Origin of the sequence: Cryptosporangium arvum DSM 44712 (assembly GCF_000585375.1) — a bacterium.
Lineage (GTDB): Bacteria > Actinomycetota > Actinomycetes > Mycobacteriales > Cryptosporangiaceae > Cryptosporangium > Cryptosporangium arvum.
In genome coordinates this window covers 8,212,871-8,229,978 of the sequence record NZ_KK073874.1, presented here as the reverse complement: position 1 = coordinate 8,229,978, position 17,108 = coordinate 8,212,871, and the positions used below count along the sequence as shown (strand labels likewise).

Below are 17,108 nucleotides of genomic sequence, written 5' to 3'. Positions count from 1 at the left end.
GCGATCTCACGTGTACATCACCGCCTCGATCGATCGAGTGACCGTCGCTCCGAGCTGGTCTCGCGCAGCAACGGCGGAGTTCCGACGTCTGGGGGAAGTCCCGGCGGCCACCGTCGGTGACGCACTGCAGCGGATGACCGTGATGGACGGCGGCATCCGACTGTTCACCGGGCCCACCGCGCTACTGGGCAGCGCCCTGCCGGTGGACGTGCGGTCGGGTGACAACCTGGCCATTCATCGAGCGCTCGACGACGCCCGACCGGGTGACGTCCTGGTCGTCAACGGACACGGCGACCTGACCCGCGCGCTGATCGGGGATCTCATCGGCGAGATCATGGTCAACTGCGGGGTCGTCGGCGCCGTGGTCGACGGTGCGATCCGTGACGTCCGGGCGCTGACCGAGATGGGCCTGGCCGTCTACGCTCGGGCGGTCACGCCGGCCGGACCGTTCAAAGACGGTCCCGGCGTCATCGGTGGCCCGGTGGCGGTCGGCGGCGTGGTCGTGGCGGCGGGTGACGTGCTCGTCGGGGACTCCGACGGGGTCGTCGTCGTTCCGCGGCGCCGGGTGCAGGAGGTCGTCGATGCGGTCGGCGCCATCGGCGAGTACGAGGAGACGCTCCGGCAGCGCATCCTCGCCGCCCGCCCCGACGGCCCGGTCGTGGCTCGATGACCGCGGCGCGGCCCGCTCCCCGGATCGAGGAATTGCGCCGCTTCTCGCGGCGGCCGGCTCTCGGGCCGGCCCCGCCGGGTGCGGTGTCCCTCGCCATGGGGGAGCCGGACCTCCCGACGCCGACGCCGGTGATCGAGGCTGCTGTGGCCGCCTTGCGCGCGGGCGACACCCACTACGCGGACCAGAAGGGCCTGCCCGAGTTGCGCACCGCACTCGCGGGTCGGTTGCCCGCGTATCCGGGACGGGCGTGGAGTGCGGACGACGTCGTGGTCACTCACGGAGCCACTGGTGCGCTGGCGGCGATCGTGCTCGCGATGGTCGGCCCCGGCGACCGCGTGGTCATCCCGGAGCCGGCCTACTCGCTCTACGCCGACCTCGTGGTACTCGCCGGAGGCACCGTCGACTTCGTCCCACTCGGCCGGGACCTGCACTGGGACCTCGACGCGCTGGCCGCTGCGCTTCCCGGCGCCACCATGATGATCTTCTCGAATCCATCGAATCCCACCGGCATCGTGCACCGCGAAGAGGAGCTCGAGGCCCTCGGAGCCCTCCTCGACGGCTCCGGCGTTCTGCTCGTCAGTGATGAGGCGTACCACCGGCTGGTCTACCCGGGCCACGTGGCGCGTTCGGTGCTGACGATCGAATCGCTGCGGGAGCGAGCGGTGTGCGTGGGGACGTTCTCGAAGACGTACGCGATGACCGGCTGGCGGGTGGGGTACCTGACCGGGCCGCGCGAGGTGGTGGACGCGGCGGCTCACCTGCACCGGACCTTCAACGGCTCGGTGAACACGGCGGTCCAGCGCGCGGCCGTGGCTGCCCTCGAGTTGCCGGACCGCGCGGTGGAGGCCATGGTCGAGACGTATCGGCAGCGTCGCGAGCTCGTGATCACGCACCTGGCGGGCGTCCCCGGCCTGCACCTGATTCCCCCGGAAGGCGCGTTCTACGGCTTCCTTCGGTACGACGCCCCTCGTCCCTCCGAGGAGGTCGTCCGTGAGCTCGCCGAACGGAAGGTGCTGGTTCGGGCCGGAGCGGAGTACGGACCCTCGGGCGAAGGACACCTCCGGATCTCGTTCGCGACCTCCGTGGACGACCTGCGGACCGGGCTCGCCCGCATCGTCGGTCACCTCGGTGTCGACCGGCATCGGAGACGCTAACCTCTACCTGCGTTTCGACGAGGCGGAGGAGGCCCGTGTCCGATCGCCAGGCCGTCCCCCGCGAGGGGCGCAAGTTGCGCAGTGACACCCGCCGCAACCGTCGACGCCTCCTCGAGGCCGTGGGTGAGCTCGCCCGGGAAGCGCCCGACGAACTCACCATGCAGGCGGTCGCGTCCCGCGCGGAAATCGGTCCGGCCACCGCCTACCGTTACTTCTCCTCGTTGGAGGAGGTGCTCGCGGCGTACGTGCTCAGCGTCGTCGAGCAGCTCAACGAATTCACCGCGACGTCGACCGCGCAGGGGCGGCCGCTCTTCGATGCCGTCGTGAACAAGTGGGTGGACCTGCTCTCCGAGCACGGCCCCGCGCTGGTCCAGCTCCGGTCCCGACGGGGTTACCTGGAGCGGCTCCACGACGGGAATCCGATCATCGCCCTCATGCGGGACGCCTGGGCCGGCCCGGTGCGGGGGCTGCTCGACGACATCGGGCTCCCGGACGACATGCTCGAGTACGCCTTGTTCCTCAACAACATGATCTTCGATCCGCGCGAGGTCCTGGACCTCCTGCGGCACGGGCACCTGTCCCGCCGGGAGGTCGTCACGCGGCTGACCGAGGCGTACTGCGGCGCGCTGCGCGGGTGGGTACGGGCGGGCTGACCCGCCGTGCGCGCCGGCCTCTGATCGTTCTCGGGCGCTCCGAAAAGACAGCTGACGCTGGCGCTATGCGATAGACTTATCTCAATTCATACTGCAGTCACAGATCGCGTCGGCGAGAGGCAGTCATGATGTCGCGACCAGACCGGGTCGGAACGGCCGGCTATCTCCGGCGCATCAGCGATCCACGGCCGTGGCGCGCGTGTCGGCTCGGCACCGATGGGTGACGCCGGGCGCGAGGTCGCGACCCGGATGGCGGAGGCCGCCCAGCGATGGCTGGATTCCCTGGACGCGGACCAGCGTGGGGTGGCGGTCGGGCCGCCACCGGGCGCCGACGCCGACGCCGAACGCACCCGCTGGTTCTACACGCCCACCGATCACGGCGGCCTGACGTTCCATCAGCAGCGCCCCGCTCAACACCGGATGGTGATGCAGCTGGTCGCGAGCGGACTGTCCGAAGCCGGGTACACGACCGTCGCCACGGTGCTCGGTCTGGAGAACGTGCTCGACCGCGTCGAGGACTTCTCGGTGAACTGGGGGAGGGAGCGGACGCGCGATCCCGGCCTGTACTACCTGCGGATCTTCGGCGAAGCCGGCGGACGGCAGCCGTGGGGATGGAGGTTCGGCGGGCACCACGTCTCGATCAACAACCTCGTGGTGGACGGGCGGGTCGTCGCCACGACCCCGTGTTTCCTGGGTGCTGATCCGGCGGCGTCACCGCTGTTGGGCGGCGCGACGCTACGCCCGCTGGGGACGGCCGAGGACCTGGCCCGCGAACTGGTCCGCTCCCTGCACCCGGAGTTGGCCACTCGCGCGGTGCTGCTGCCCCGCGCCCCGAACGACGTCGTCGCGGGCAACAGCAGCACGATCGACGACCGCGTGCTGAAGCGCGGCGAACTCTGGCGCCCAGGCCCGCACCGCCCGGACCGCGCCGAGGAACCGGCCACCGGCCTCGACGGCGCGAACCGGCGAGCGCTGGCGCTCACCCCGCCGCCCAAGGGCGTGCCGGGCGCCGAACTCGACGCCGCGCAGCGGGAGCTGCTGCGCGCTCTGCTGGGCACCTACCTCGGTCGTGTCCCGGACGGGGTGTCCCCGCTGCGTCGCTACGACGATTCGGCTGCGCTGGAGGCCGTGCACCTCGCCTGGGCCGGCTCGACCAGGGCGGGTGAACCGCACTACTACCGCCTGCAGGGCCCACGCTTGCTCATCGAGTGGACCAACGTCCAGCGCGGGGCCAACCACGCTCACGCCGTCTGGAGGGACCCCGAGGCCGACTTCGGCGGCGACGTCCTGGCCGCCCACCACGCCGCCCACCACGCGCGCTGATTCCACCCTCGGCGCACAGAACGGATAGTGACGTAAATGGCCGGTCTGCAGCCGCCCCGTACGACTCGTCCCACACTGCGCGGATCCTTCGGCATGACCGCGTCGACGCATTGGCTGGCTTCCGCGACGGCCCAGTCCGTGCTCGAGCGAGGCGGCAACGCGTTCGACGCGGCCACAGCGGGCGCCTTCGTGCTGCACGTGGCCGAACCGCACCTCAACGGGCCGGGCGGTGATCTCGTCGCCGTGCTCGCCACCGCGTCGAACCCGTCTCCGCAGGTGCTGGTGGGGCAGGGACACGCTCCGCGGGGAGCCACGATCGAGCACTTCGTGGCCGAGGGACTGGACCACGTGCCGGGTGCCGGTGCCCTTGCCGCTGCCGTCCCGGGTGCTGTCGACTCCTGGCTCTGGCTGCTCGCCGAGTTCGGCACGTGGGAGCTCGCCGACGTCCTCGCCTACGCGATCGACTACGCGGAGGGCGGCGTCCCGGTCGTGCCTCAGTTGGCGCAGGTCCTGCTCAGGATCGAGGATCTCTTCCGCACCCATTGGCCGACGTCGTACGCGCTGTGGATGCCTTCGGGGACGGTCCCGCAGCCGTATACGACCCTGACGAACCCCGCCTATGCGCGTACGCTGCGCCGGCTGGTCGCCGCGGGGGCCGGCCAGTCGAGAACGGCACGGATCGAGTCCGCGCGGTCCACCTGGCGAACCGGCTTCGTGGCCGCCGCCGTGGCCGAGTTCGCAGCCGTTCCGCATCGGCACTCCTCCGGCAGCGACCACGCCGGAGTGATCACCGCCGCCGACTTCAGCGATTTCGTTCCGTCCCTCGAGCCGGCCGTCACCGCGAAGTTCCGGGGAGCCACGGTGGCGAAGGCGGGCCTGTGGTCCCAGGGCCCGGTCCTGCTGCAGGCCCTCACCATGCTCGACCATTTCGACGACGAACGGATCGATCCGTCGACCGCCGTCGGAATCCACACGATCACCGAGGCCTTGAAGCTGGCCATGGCCGACCGGGAAGCGTTCTACGGGCATCTGGAGCCCGCGGATGCGGAGACCGTGCTGCGTCGTCTGCTGTCCCCGCGGTACAGCAGAGAGCGGGCCGGCCTGATCGATCCGGTCGCGTCGACCGCGTTCAGGCCCGGCGATATCGGCGTTCCGCCGTACATACCGCCGCTCGGCACCGATCGGCCCGAGACCGGGGGTGACGGGACGGGGGAACCCACCGTGCAACTGACAGGGGAGACCCGGGGCGACACCTGCCACATCGACGTCGTCGACCGCTGGGGGAACCTCATCTCCGCCACACCGTCGGGAGGATGGCTCCAGTCGTCTCCCGCCGTACCGGAGCTCGGTTTCGCGCTGGGCACCCGGCTCCAGATGACCTGGCTGGACCGGGCCGCTCCCTCCCGCTTGACGCCGGGGCGTCGGCCCCGCACGACGCTGACCCCGACGCTGCTGCTGAGCGACGGCAGGCCGGTGGCCGCGCTGGGCACCCCCGGGGGTGACCAGCAAGACCAGTGGCAACTGCTCTACCTGGTGCGCACTCTGGCGTTCGGCCTCGATCCGCAGGAGGCGATCGACGCGCCCGCGTTCCATACCACGGCCCTCGTCACATCGTTCTGGCCGCGGACGTGGACGCCGGGGGGACTGGTGATCGAGGACCGAGTGGACGAGGCGGTCGTCGACGAACTGCGCGGCCGCGGCCACGACGTGACGCTCTCCGGACCGTGGAGCCAGGGCCGGCTGTCCGTGGTCACCCGGGATCCGGACAGCGGCGTTCTCCAGGCGGCGGCGAACCCGCGTGGTGCACAGGGTTACGCGGCGGGGCGGTGAACGGCGGGCTTGGGCGCGTCAACGGACCAGCGGGAGGAAGATCGTGTCGACGATCTCCTCGACGACCTCGCGGGTGACCGGCCGTAGTGTCATCATCGCCTCGGCCCGGACCAGGTCGAACGGGAGCGAGGCGATCCGCGGCGTGAGCTTGGCCGGGTCGAGTTCGCCGCGATCGATGGCGCGTTTCATGATCTCGTCGCGCCCGGAGCTGCGTCCGGCGAGGATCGCCTCGCGTAGGTCGACGAAGCTGGTCCGGGTCTCGGTGAAGTAGCCGGCGAGCAGCACGCTGAGTTGGCCGAGGAACGCACCGCCTTTGTCGCTCATCTCGGTGAGGGTGGCGACCAGGTCGCCGCGCAGGGATCCGGTGTCAGCCGGAGCGATCAGGTGAGTGACGTTGCGGTGGACCACGGCCGCCTCGACCAGCTGCTGCTTGTCCGCCCAGCGCCGGTAGACCACCGGTTTGCTGGTGCCGGCTCGGCGCGCGACGGAGTCGACGGTCAGGTTCGCGTATCCCCGCTCACTCAACTCGTCCCAGGCCGCTTCGAGGATCGCCGCTTCGAGCGCTTCCCCGCGCCGTCGCTCCACGAGTTCTCCTTAGAAACCTTGACGTTTCTTATCGAAGACTCTACCGTCGGAATAAGAAACTATGCAGTTTCTTATTGGATGTTCGAGCATCTCACCGGTCGCGGTGCAGCCTGCGGCCGCGGCCCTCGACGGTGGTACCGCGTGCCTCGCCCCGTTCCGCCGATGAGAGGCAGCCGCGTCGGAATCGCGGCGCGCCCGCACCAAGGAGTCGTTCATGCAGCAGAGCACGACCGAAACCGCAGAGGCCCGACTCCACTCCAGATGGAACGCGCGGCTCCTCGGCCTGGTGGCTGTCCTGGCGATGGTGAGCTTCGTGGCCGACGCGGCCATCTCGGCACCGCTGGTGGTCCTTCCGGAGATGCTCGACCACTTCGACACCGACCAGGCGGGGTGGCTCAACGCCAGCGCGACGCTGGCCGGAGTGGCGTGGTCCCCATTGCTGGGAAAGAGCGCCGACATCTACGGCAGGCGCAGAATTCTGGTGCTGACGTTGTTCATCAGCTGCGCGGGCGCCCTCCTGTGTGCCGTGGCCCCCACCATCTGGGTGTTCGTGCCCGGGCGCATGTTGCAGGGAGCGGCTCTGGCGGCCGTGTTCCTCTCCGTTGCGATCGTGCGGAGCCTGTGCGCACCGCGCATCGGAATGATCGTGGTCGGCATCGTGACCTCGGGCTCCGCGGTGCTCAACATCGCCTCCCGGTTCCTCATCGAGCAACTGGCCAACGAGTACGGCTTCCAGATCCTGTTCGTCTTGGCGGCCTGCGTCGCCGCCGCGATGGCGTTGTTCGTCCACGTCCTGATCCCTGAGTCGCTGATCAAGACGCCAGGCACGATCGACTTCAGCGGCGCCGTACTGCTCGGCGGCGGCCTCGCGGGGGTGCTCAGTTACATCAGCCTGGGCTCGGGCGTCGGCTGGCTCTCCGCCGGTCCGCTGGCTCTCCTCATCGGCGGCATCGCTGCATTGACCTGGTGGTACGTCGCCTCGACCCGAAAGCCCGACCCCCTGATCGACGTCCGGAACCTCGGTAAGCCACTGGCGCTCACGCTCCTCGTCGTCGCCCTCGGAGCCGGCGCGTTCCAGAGCATGCTTCAGCTCATCTCGCTCATCAGCGACGTCTCGCCGGACGAGCGACTCGGGTACGGACTGGCCGGCGAGGGATCCATAGCCCTGCTGCTCGGGAGCGCGGGCCTCGGAATCATGTTCGGAGGTCCGCTGGCGGGATGGCTCGCCGCGCGCCTCGGGCCGATTCCGGCGTTGGCCGGGGTCGTCGTGCTCGGAACGGTAGTGACGATCGGGATGTTCCTCGGGGCCTCGCAGTTCGCGATCGCGCTCTTCTGCTCACTCGCCCTGGGTGTCACGGCCGGAGCACTCCTGACGTCCGGCTTCAACACCGCGGGAACCCTGGCGTCCGCCGAACGACAGGGCGTCGTGTCCGGTCTGATCATGGTCTCGGTCTCGATCGGATCAGTGGTCCTCGACTTCGTCGGCGCGGCCGTGCTCACGCACACCCACGTGGTTGTCGACGGCGAAACGTCGAACTCGGCCACCGGTGTGTACAGCTACGTCGTCTTCGCTTCCGGTGCGTTCACGCTCGCCACGGTGCTGGTCGTCCTGCTCTGGCGAGCCGTCGGCCGTAACCCCCACTCGCCCTCGGTGGACCTTGCGCGCCGCGCGGCGTGATCACCCGGGTTTCGACCCCCAGCACGAAGCAAGGAGTGGACGAATGACAGTAGGAACCGCACCTCGAGGAACGGTGCTGGTGTCCGGTGCGAGCATCGCGGGCCCCGCCGTGGCATTTTGGCTGCACCGGTACGGATACGACGTGACCGTCGTGGAGAAGTCCACCGGTGTCCGCGGCGGTGGATACCCGATCGACGTGCGCGGCACCGCGATAGAGGTAGCTCGTCGGATGGGAATCCTTCCGCGACTCCAGGAAGCACACATCGCCTCCCGCCGGTTGACGTTCCTCAACGCTGATGGCAGCGAGATCGTGGAGATACACCCGCAGCAGCTGGTCGGTGGGGTCGAGGGACGCGATCTCGAGGTGCGCCGCGGGGACCTGACGGGACTGTTGTTCGAATCCGTCCGGAACGACGTCGAGTTCGTCTTCGACGATTCCGTCCAAGGGCTCACCGAACACACGCACGGCGTCGACGTCACGTTCCGCAGCGGAGCTCAGCGCAGTTTCGACATCGTCCTGGTCGCGGACGGCATGCACTCGAGCACCCGGGAGCTCGTGTTCGGCTCCGAGCAGCAGTTCCACCGCTATCTGGGCTACTGCTTCGCGGTGTTCTCCATGGGGAACACCTTCGGGCTCTCGCACGAAGGGGTGGTCTGGAACACTCCCGGAAAGGCTGCGGTGCTCTACGCGGTCCAGGACGCCGACGAGTTGCACGGGTTCTTCAACTTCGCCGTCCCGCAACCGCCGTACGAGGTTCTTCGTGACCCCGCGGCGCAACGTGACCTCGTCGCCGCCACCTTCGCCGACGACGGGTGGGAAGTCCCGACGATGGTCGACGCCATGCGCCGCACGAGCGACTTCTTCTTCGACTCGGTCAGCCAGATCCACATGCCGCGCTGGTCCCGCGGCCGGGTCGCGGTCCTCGGTGACGCGGCCTACGCCCCCTCTTTCCTGACCGGACAAGGTTCCAGCCTCGCCCTCGTCGGCGCCTACATGCTCGCGGACGCGCTGGCCACCCATCGCGGGCACACCGCGGCCTTCGCCGCCTACGAACGCGACGTCCGCGGATTCGTCGAACTGAACCAGGCGCAGGTCGGTGACGGCAGTGCGGCGCTCTTCCCCACTACCGTCGAAGCTCTGGAGAAACGCAACAACCGGCTCCGGAGCCTCACCACCCTGCCGCCGAGCACCGGGCGGCCGGCCCACACGGCCCTCACCCTGCCCCCCGAACGCGGTCCGCAGCCACGGCTCAGGCAAGCCGAGGCGGCGTTCACCGGCGCCGCGGAGTCGCGGACTCCCCCAGGGTGACGGGCCCGCGGTGTACCTGGACGCGCCACCCGGCAGGGGACGGAACGGCGGACGGGTGGGCCCCGGTGACGCCGTCGGCCGACCGGTGACCAGGTCGTCGCAGACGTTGAGGGACCGGCCGGCTGGTCACGCGGGTCGTCGAGACCGGCGACCCGGTCGGCGACCGCGTCCCGCGCGGTGAGCACCAGTGTGCGCCGCGGCCGGTGCAGGTCCGGATGGTGCGCGACCGGGCGGACCAGGTCGAGCCCGTCGCCGTCGGGCAGCCCGAGATCGATCGGCCGCGACGGGCCTGTTCGAGCGTCCTCTCGTGCCGGGCGAGCGCTCGACCGCGCCGTCGACGAACGGACCGGTGGGCCGATCCTGAGCACACCCGCGACGGCCGAATGGATCGGCACGCCGCGACCACCGGCTGAAGCACACTACCCGTGGGCTGTGGTGCCAGTAGGCGAAGCGGTGGAGGTCGAAGGTGCGCGAGCGTGGTGACGTCGCCGAGGTCGATGGGGATGTCGGCTCGGGGGAGTGATGCCGCCGCAATTTCGGCGGCGTTGAGCAGCGGCTCGGACCATTGGTCGACGTCACCGGAGAAATCCAGGCGCAGTTGGCGGGGGCTGGGCTGAAAGATCCGCAGCTGCGGTTGCCGCCGGGTCGGCGGGTGGGCCGGGAGCGGCTTGGTGAGGTCGATCGGTAGTTCGGACATCGAGCGACGGATCCTGATCGGGGGTGCGGCATCCCAGGCTGGAGTGGCGAAGTTGCAGGAGTCGGTATCGCGTCGGGCAGTCCTGCGCCCGGCCGAACAGCGCTGCGGGTTCCCGCAGTTCTCGATCTGTTGGCCCGATCACTGCGTCTATGCCGACGAGCGGCAGTGGTTAAACCGGACGTGGTGTCGGAGCAACGTGGATCGGAGGCCGTGTCGGCCGCCGCCAGCGGCGAATGTGAGCCTGATCGCTCCGCCCGAACCGGCCCCGAACGGCGCCGACGCCCCCGAATGTTGTCCGACGTACGTCCGGCCACACTCATAGCCCGTGGAACACGATGGGACACAACCGGAGACCCCACCCAGCCCTCATGCCTCGAAGCGAGCGGACACGAAACGGCCCGCTACCAGCGTCTCCGCTGGTAGCGGGCGTTTCCCCAGGCGTGGCGGGTGAAGGATTCGAACCTTCGTAGGCTGAGCCGACGGATTTACAGTGCGCCGGCGTCGCTCCAACCGCAGCTGTCTGGACCTGCGGATTCACGAGAAAGTCCGTGCGTTGCGAGGCAGTGGCGTCCGCTGCTCGTCCACCCCGGTTGTCGCGCCTGCCCGGCTACTGCTCAGTCGCGCTTAGAAGCTATTGCTGGACAGGCGTCAACATAGGGCTGTTGTGATACGCGGCGATCAGCCATTGACCCTCCCGCTTCTCGAGCACCCAGGTTGCGTTGACCTTCCCTGCGTCGGGAACCTCCGTCTGGCCGTCGAACAGAATGCCGGATTCGGTGACGACGATTGCGGCGTCTTCTCCGACGAAGCGGAGGCTGAGCTGTTTGTTGTAGGTCGAGCTGCCCTTGAGTGGCCCCTCGAAGGCCAGGGCCATGTTCTCGCGGATCGCATCACGGCTGTCGCGGAGCGAGCCGGTCATGATGGCGGTCGCATCCGCGGTGTAGTTGGCGACCATGCCTTCGGCGTCGCCGGCCTCCCATGCCTTGTAGGAGTCGACCAATACGGCCTGGACGGCGGCCTCGTCTTCCGCGCGGCTGTCGGACACCGGTTCTCCTCTTGTGACCGGTTCGCCAGGTGTTCCGGCGAACTCGTCACTACATACCGGCGGCAGGGCCGAAACTCATCGCGCCCGGAGCGACGGCCCGTCAGGCTTCGAGCGTGGCGGGAAGCTCGAAGGAGGCAAAAACCTCAGCGTCCCGGAAGACCGAGTTGCGGGAGATTCCGCCCTTCGTGACCGTGAAGACCTGCAGTGTGTTCAGTTCGAACGTCCCGTTGGGGCCGCGGTTGTAAGCGGCGAATGCCGGCTGCGAGTTGGCGCCGACCGGCAGGAAGCGCCACTGGTTGCCGTTCTTGGCGAAGACCCAGTCCATGAACACGCCGTAGTTCTCGCGTCCGATGAACCAGTTGACCATCGGGGGCATCTCCATGAGCACGTCGTCGGTGAGCAGTTGCTTGAGACCTTCGACGTCAGCGTTCTCAAAGGCCTTCATGTATCTGTCCACCCAGGCGCGCTGCTCGGCGTCGGACGGTTCGGTGACCTGCTCCTCCAGAATCCCCACGTCCTTGAGCCGGGCCCTGGCCCGTTGCAGCGAACTGGTGACCGAGGCGGTCGTGACTCTCAAGATGTCTGCCGTTTCGACGGCGGAGAAGTCGAGCACCTCACGCAGGATCAACACCGCGCGCTGCCGCGCGGATAGGTGCTGCACGGCGGCGACGAAGGCGAGCCGGAGGCTGGCGCGGTCGATACTTGCAGTGCCTCGCCCGCCTGTGCTCAGCAGGAAATCGGGTAGCGGTTGCAGCCAGGTGACTTCCCCGCCAGGAACCAACGGTCCGCGTGGATCGCTCTCCGCGACCAGGCCGGAGGGGAGCGGACGGCGACTGCGGCTCTCGAGCGCGGTGAGGCATGCGTTGGTCGCGATGCGATACAGCCAGGTCCGCAGAGAGCTGCGGCTCGCGTCGTAGCGGTCCCTCGCGCGCCATGCTCTCAGGTACGTTTCCTGCACGAGATCCTGCGCGTCGTGGACCGAGCCGAGCATCCGGTAACAGTGAGCCAGTAGTTCCGGCCGGTACCGATCGATGCTGCGATCGAACTCCTCCGCCGTCGCCGTCACTACCTGATTGCCCTTCTGCCAGCGCCCCAACGCGAGCATATCGATCGGCGACGCTCTGCGGCCGCGTTACACGAACGGTGTGGGTGAGTCGGCTTCCAGATGCGCTGCGGCCCTGACGATCGTGGCTGTCGAACTGTCCGGTGGTCTGACCGGCGAGTGAGCCCACCACCGACCATTCGGCGTCAGCGTTCAACTTCCGTACCGAACTCAGCGCTCGGCGGCAGGAGCGGATGGCCGGTTCCAGCCACTCGCGGATGAATTGGCGGTCTGGCAGGCTCGGGTGGTGAGTAGTGCGTTAGGCATTCTCCGTCGCGAGTTCGAGTCAGCGCCGGGCTCGTTCATGTTGAAGCTCTACGCGGATCGAGAGTGGGACCGCGCCGGGTTCGGCGATATGGAACGAGCGATGCGCGCCGTGTGCGCCGTCTACGCCGATCGGGGACACCTGGATCGATGGCTCGCCGAGGGGTTCTACTACGTGTCGACCTGGGTGCCGGTACACACGGCGCATGTCGACTTCCCGCGTCCGGAACCGGCCAGCTACTACGAGGCGTGCACGACTCGCCTGCAAGAGCTCGCCGCGTGGTTCTTTCACGGGTGGCACGTCTACCAAGAGCCTCACGAGTGGGAAGATCTATGAGGTCTCTCCGAGAGACGGGACGCCACACCCGGCGCGGCATGAGAGGACGTCGGCATGCCGGCGACCTCGCGGCGCGTAAAGATGCGTCCCACCGCTAACCTCTTCGGCGTGGACCTGGCCGCGGCTGTCGCGCTAACACAGCAACTGATTTCGACACCCCTTCCGGAGCTTGGATACCAAATCGTCGACATCGAGGTGAGTGGCGACTTTTACGAGGACGATGATGGCGCCGCCGCCAGCGCCGCATGGGCGCGCCTGGACGCCGAGCGCGTGCGGCTGGTCGACGCACTGACCGAGCACTGGGGCGTGCCGCAGCGGGCGGAGCTGCACATCCGGTGGGACGACGAGCGCCGCACACTGACGAATGATCTCGCAGGCTTTGTTACCAACGTGCAGTCGTGGCATCGGGAAGGGCGCGAGGTATGCGTCGGCCTAGGCCAAGACGATAAAGAGTTGCCGATCCGGCTCGTTCTGGGGATGGGCGACTTGGCCGTCACCTAGTGCAGCACCATCTCGAGGGCGCCTCGTCGGCTGACTCCTGGCGAGCCGACCGGTCGTGCCGGTGAACGCTCAGCCTGTGCTCTGCGTACCCTGCGGCATGACAGGGCGTGGCCAGCCGGGCGGGAATGATGACCCTCCATGCCCGAGTGCGTAAGAGGTGTGGCTTCCAGGACGACGGCCGAGTGACAGTGTTCGAGGCGGGCCGATCGGTCGGTTCACTGAGTGCGGATGAGGGAGTAGACGCCCATCGCGATGAACATCAGGCCGAAGAAGAGGAAGAACACTCGGGGGTAGTGACGCAGCGGCCCGGTCGTCCGGTGTCGCCGCTCGAAGATTCCTGCCAGCTGACGATGGAAGATCAACACCAGCGCACCGACCGAGCATGCCACTACCGTTCCAGTTATGCCGCCGTCGGTACCCGACTCATGGTCGCCACAACCCCCAGCTCCTGGGTGACGGATCGCGGCAGAAGAGCTGTCGGATCGCACGGCGGCACCCGAATATCAAGATCGATCACGGATTACTCGCGTCAGGACACGAGTAATCCGTGGTCATCCGTCGGCGAGTGGCGCACGCAGGCGAACGCACTTTCATCGGCAAAGTAGTGCGTTCTCGCCCGTGTTGGTTGTGTCGATGAGATGGCCCGCGGTTTGTCGCGAGGGTGATGTCGCCATGCGAGGTGCTCGCGCGTTTCCTGGTGACCCGCTCGGGTGGCTGGCTGCCCGCGTCTCGCTGTTCAGTGACGGCCGTGAATGTCCTTTTGGTCGAGCGCGGCGAGCAGCGCGTCCAAGGGGGCGACCTCGCCTGCCGGCGCTGCCGGCGTCTCCACCGGATCGTGTCCGGGCGGAATCGGTTGCGTCGGCCGTACCGCAAGTCGCCAGTTCGTGGGACAGCGGTAGATCGGGTAGCCGTCCGGGGTGGTGACGGCGCTGGTGAGTTTGTAGTCCAGGACGCCGTCGGCGACGAGCATTTGGGACTGCCCAGACTTCGGTTGACTCGGCTCGGTAGGTGGAGTCAGACCGCGTGAGCGGTCTGGTGGAGTGTCTCGTATTCGATCGGGCTCAGTCGCCCGAGAGCGTTCTGGCGCCGGCGGCGGTGGTAGGTCTTTTCGATCCAGGTCACGATCGCCAACCGGAGTTCTTGACGGGTGGGCCAGCGGCGCCGGTTGAGGACGTTCTTCTGTAGTAGCGCGAAGAACGATTCCATCGCGGCGTTATCGGCGCAGGTCCCGACCCGGCCCATCGACCCGCGCAGCCCAGCGGCGCGCAGGACGTGAAGGTAGGCGTGGGACCGAAACTGGCTGCTGCGGTCCGAGTGGACGATCACCTCGGCCCGGCCGCGCAGGTCCAGGGCGTTGCGCAACGCGTTGACCGCTAGGTCAGAGGTCATGCGGGCGTCGATGGAGTAGCCCACGATCCGCCGCGAGCAGGCGTCCTTGACCGCGCAGAGATAGAGCTTGCCCTCGGCGGTCGGATGCTCGGTGATGTCGGTCAGCCAGAGCTGATTCGGTTCGGCCGCGGTGAATTCGCGTCGGACCAGATCGTCATGGACCGGCGGTCCGGGCCGTCGGCTGCGGCCGCGTTTGCGGGCATGCACCGACCAGAGGCGTTGCTGGGTGCAGAGCCGGTTGACTCGGTTGCGGCTCGCGGTCACGCCTTGGCCGGCGAGTTCGGCGGCGATGAACCGGTATCCAAATTCCGGATCATCGTGGTGGATATCGACTGCGGCGTTGATCAGGTGCGCATCAGCCCAGTCCCGGTCGGTGACCGGCTGACGTTTCCACTGATAGAAGGCCTGTTTGGAGAAACCCAGCGTCCGGCAGGTCACCGCAACCGGAACACCATCAGCGGCAAGGTCGAGGACTAGCGGAAACATCATTTTGGGAGCACGTCCCGGGCGAAGTAGGCCGTCGCCCGGCGCAGGATCTCGTTCTCCTGCTCGAGTTGTTTAGTCCGCTTGCGCAGCTCGCGGTTCTCGGCCTCGAGATCCGTGTCGGTGGCCGGCTTCGCCGACGACGAGGAGGTTCCGGCCGAGCCATCTTCGCGGTTGGCGATCTTCAGCCAGCGGTTGAGGCAGGACTCGGAGATGCCGAAGCTGTGTGCGACTTCGGCGATCGTGCGGTCGCCCTGACGGGCGACCGCGATGACATCAGCCCGGAACTCTTTCGGGAACGGCTTGGGCATGACGCTGATCCTTCCAGCGAGGCCAAGGCCTCACAGGGCAAGGAGTCAACTAGAGCCTGGGCAGTCCCTTTCGACGGTGGCTGGGAGCTGGTGGTTGTTGTCGCGGTAGACGGTGAGGTTGGTGTAGCTCGCGGGACCGCCTCGGAGGTCGATCCGGGCTTCACTCAACGTCCGCGCTCCTCCGCCGACCATCAGTCTCACCCGAAACCTACCCAGCTCAGGAATGCTGCCGGCGCGTGGCCAGGGTGGTCCTGTTCTCCGCACAGGGACCGTGCAGGCGACTCGGGCGGGGGCCGTGGCTCGCGCCGCTGGCCGGGTGGCCAGCTCGGTTCCTGGTGAGCGCTATTCGAGCCGAGCGTCGGGCGTGTCGGGGCCACACACGCCCACACGCGGGGCCCACGGACGGCTGGTGCGTCATCCGGTATTCGTCCGGAACCAGTGACGGCTGCTGACGGCTAGCGACGGATACCCTGCCGCCCGCTATCACAAGCGAGCGGAAATCGAACGGCCCGCTAGCTGCTTGGGTTCTAGGAGTCGTTGCAACATCCCTGCTTGGGGGGTGCGATGGAGTTTGAGGTCCGGGATCGTTCGATCAATCAGGGTCGTCGTCTGACGCGCGAGCGTGAGGTTTACCTTGCGCTCGTGTGTCAGGGCGTGAGTAGTCGCGAAGCATGCAAGATCGTCGGGATCAACATGAAGACGGGCCGGCGCTGGCGTAACGGCCGTAACCCGACCGGACGGAACGTGGCCGCGGCGCCGATCGAGGTGCCGGCAGCGTCTGGCCGGTCCCGGTTTCTTTCCGAGGACGAACGTCTTCATATCGCCGACCGGCTCCGGGAGAAGGCGTCGGCCGCGCGATCGCTGCGGAGCTGAGCCGGGCGCCCTCGACGGTCAGCCGGGAAATCCGCCGCAGGCATCCGACGAATGGTCAGTACCGGCCGCACGCCGCTCACGCCCGCGCACAGGCACGCCGGCCGCGGCCGAAGGCGCGCAAGATCACGACGATCCTGGCGTTACGGCAGGTCATTCAGGCCGGGCTGGATCTGCGGTGGAGTCCGGAACAGATCATGCGACGGTTGCGGCGGGACTTCCCGACCGCCCGGAGATGCACGTGTCTGTCGAGACGATCTACCAGACCCTTGACGTCCAGGGCCGCGGCGAACTGCGCCGGGAACTGGCCGCGGCGTTGCGGACCGGGAGGGCGATGCGCCGGCCCCGCCGTCAGGCCCAGGCGCGCACTCCGCGGATGGCCACGCCGATGGTGATGATCAGCGAACGCCCTGCCGAGGTCGAGGACCGGGCGGTGCCCGGGCATTGGGAAGGCGACCTGATCATCGGCAAAGACAACAAGTCCGCGATCGGCACCGTGGTCGAACGCGCCACCCGTTACGTGATGCTCGTGCACCTGCCCACCGGCCGGACTCCGGGCTTGGTCGGTGACGGTCTGATCGCCACGATGAGCACGCTTCCGGCGCATCTACGCAGGTCGCTGACCTGGGACCAGGGCAGCGAGATGCACCTGCACCACCAGTTCAGCCTCGCCACCGACATGCCGGTCTACTTCTGCGACCCGCATTCGCCCTGGCAACGCGGCTCGAACGAGAACACCAACGGACTGCTCCGCCAGTACTTTCCCAAGAGCACCGACCTCGCCATCCACAACCGCGACCACCTCGACACCATCGCGGTCGAACTCAACGGCCGTCCACGCGAGACGCTCGGCTGGGAAACCCCAGCCGAGCGTCTCGCTAAGCTCCTGGCCGAAGCCAGCTAATCA

15 protein-coding genes and 1 pseudogene are annotated in these 17,108 nt (G+C 68.1%); 10 read left to right on the top strand and 6 right to left on the bottom strand.

Translation table 11 applies throughout. From position 1 onward, the window contains the following. Positions 1-10: 10 nt before the first annotated feature. The 5 genes from CRYAR_RS37540 to CRYAR_RS37520 all read left to right on the top strand — a co-directional run bounded on the left by CRYAR_RS37540 (position 11) and on the right by CRYAR_RS37520 (position 5,630). Positions 11-670, top strand: coding sequence for an RraA family protein (locus CRYAR_RS37540; RefSeq protein WP_035857930.1), 660 nt, complete (start codon positions 11-13; stop codon positions 668-670). Further along, positions 667-1,824, top strand: a complete 1,158-nt coding sequence (locus CRYAR_RS37535; protein WP_035857928.1) for a pyridoxal phosphate-dependent aminotransferase — start codon at positions 667-669, stop codon at positions 1,822-1,824. The genes CRYAR_RS37540 and CRYAR_RS37535 overlap by 4 nt, the downstream gene beginning before the upstream one ends. Before the next feature lie 35 nt (positions 1,825-1,859). Further along, positions 1,860-2,477: a TetR/AcrR family transcriptional regulator gene (locus CRYAR_RS37530; RefSeq protein ID WP_035857926.1), complete on the top strand. Its 618-nt coding sequence runs from the start codon at positions 1,860-1,862 to the stop codon at positions 2,475-2,477. Between the two features lie 216 nt (positions 2,478-2,693). Beyond that, the gene (locus CRYAR_RS37525) at positions 2,694-3,800 is read left to right on the top strand and encodes a DUF3500 domain-containing protein (RefSeq protein WP_035857923.1); all 1,107 of its coding nucleotides are present in this window, start codon (positions 2,694-2,696) and stop codon (positions 3,798-3,800) included. A 36-nt stretch (positions 3,801-3,836) separates the two neighbouring features. Next, on the top strand, positions 3,837-5,630 hold the full coding sequence (locus tag CRYAR_RS37520; protein ID WP_035857921.1) for a gamma-glutamyltransferase family protein: 1,794 nt from the start codon (positions 3,837-3,839) through the stop codon (positions 5,628-5,630). A gap of 18 nt (positions 5,631-5,648) precedes the next feature. Here the strand turns inward: CRYAR_RS37520 and CRYAR_RS37515 are convergent, their stop codons facing one another. Next, the gene (locus CRYAR_RS37515; protein ID WP_035857919.1) at positions 5,649-6,215 is read right to left on the bottom strand and encodes a TetR/AcrR family transcriptional regulator; all 567 of its coding nucleotides are present in this window, start codon (positions 6,213-6,215) and stop codon (positions 5,649-5,651) included. Between the two features lie 214 nt (positions 6,216-6,429). Between CRYAR_RS37515 and CRYAR_RS37510 the strand changes: the two genes are divergently transcribed. Next, a complete protein-coding gene (locus tag CRYAR_RS37510; RefSeq protein WP_035857917.1) occupies positions 6,430-7,893 on the top strand; it encodes an MFS transporter in 1,464 nt (487 codons plus the stop codon). A 43-nt stretch (positions 7,894-7,936) separates the two neighbouring features. Beyond that, complete coding sequence (locus tag CRYAR_RS37505) at positions 7,937-9,202, top strand: FAD-dependent monooxygenase (protein WP_084701476.1); 1,266 nt, start codon at positions 7,937-7,939, stop codon at positions 9,200-9,202. Positions 9,203-10,530: 1,328 nt separating this feature from the next. Here the strand turns inward: CRYAR_RS37505 and CRYAR_RS37500 are convergent. Together CRYAR_RS37500 and CRYAR_RS37495 are read right to left on the bottom strand one after the other, a co-directional pair. Continuing rightward, entirely contained in the window at positions 10,531-10,944 is a 414-nt protein-coding gene (locus CRYAR_RS37500) for an SgcJ/EcaC family oxidoreductase (RefSeq protein ID WP_035857915.1), read from the bottom strand. 100 nt (positions 10,945-11,044) lie between these two features. Continuing rightward, the gene (locus CRYAR_RS37495) at positions 11,045-12,049 is read right to left on the bottom strand and encodes a sigma-70 family RNA polymerase sigma factor (RefSeq protein WP_051571448.1); all 1,005 of its coding nucleotides are present in this window, start codon (positions 12,047-12,049) and stop codon (positions 11,045-11,047) included. 301 nt (positions 12,050-12,350) lie between these two features. Here CRYAR_RS37495 and CRYAR_RS37490 point away from each other — a divergent pair, with 301 nt between their 5' ends. Both CRYAR_RS37490 and CRYAR_RS37485 read left to right on the top strand, forming a co-directional pair. Continuing rightward, positions 12,351-12,647 (top strand): hypothetical protein, encoded by a 297-nt coding sequence (locus tag CRYAR_RS37490; protein ID WP_051572362.1) that lies wholly within the window; start codon positions 12,351-12,353, stop codon positions 12,645-12,647. A 108-nt stretch (positions 12,648-12,755) separates the two neighbouring features. Further along, positions 12,756-13,148 (top strand): hypothetical protein, encoded by a 393-nt coding sequence (locus tag CRYAR_RS37485; RefSeq protein WP_157018367.1) that lies wholly within the window; start codon positions 12,756-12,758, stop codon positions 13,146-13,148. A gap of 215 nt (positions 13,149-13,363) precedes the next feature. On the opposite strand, the gene CRYAR_RS47795 is transcribed toward CRYAR_RS37485, so the two are convergent. From CRYAR_RS47795 to CRYAR_RS37475, 3 genes are all read right to left on the bottom strand, one after another. Further along, positions 13,364-13,513, bottom strand: coding sequence for a hypothetical protein (locus CRYAR_RS47795; protein ID WP_157018365.1), 150 nt, complete (start codon positions 13,511-13,513; stop codon positions 13,364-13,366). A gap of 371 nt (positions 13,514-13,884) precedes the next feature. After that, positions 13,885-14,118, bottom strand: a complete 234-nt coding sequence (locus CRYAR_RS37480; RefSeq protein WP_035857909.1) for a hypothetical protein — start codon at positions 14,116-14,118, stop codon at positions 13,885-13,887. Between the two features lie 44 nt (positions 14,119-14,162). Beyond that, a protein-coding gene (locus CRYAR_RS37475; protein WP_157018363.1) for an IS3 family transposase occupies positions 14,163-15,331 on the bottom strand; the annotation gives its coding sequence in 2 pieces (ribosomal slippage) (positions 14,163-15,034 and positions 15,034-15,331; 1,170 coding nt in all). A 564-nt stretch (positions 15,332-15,895) separates the two neighbouring features. Here CRYAR_RS37475 and CRYAR_RS49260 point away from each other — a divergent pair. Continuing rightward, positions 15,896-17,105, top strand: a pseudogene (locus CRYAR_RS49260) (IS30 family transposase). The last annotated feature ends 3 nt before the right edge of the window (positions 17,106-17,108 follow it).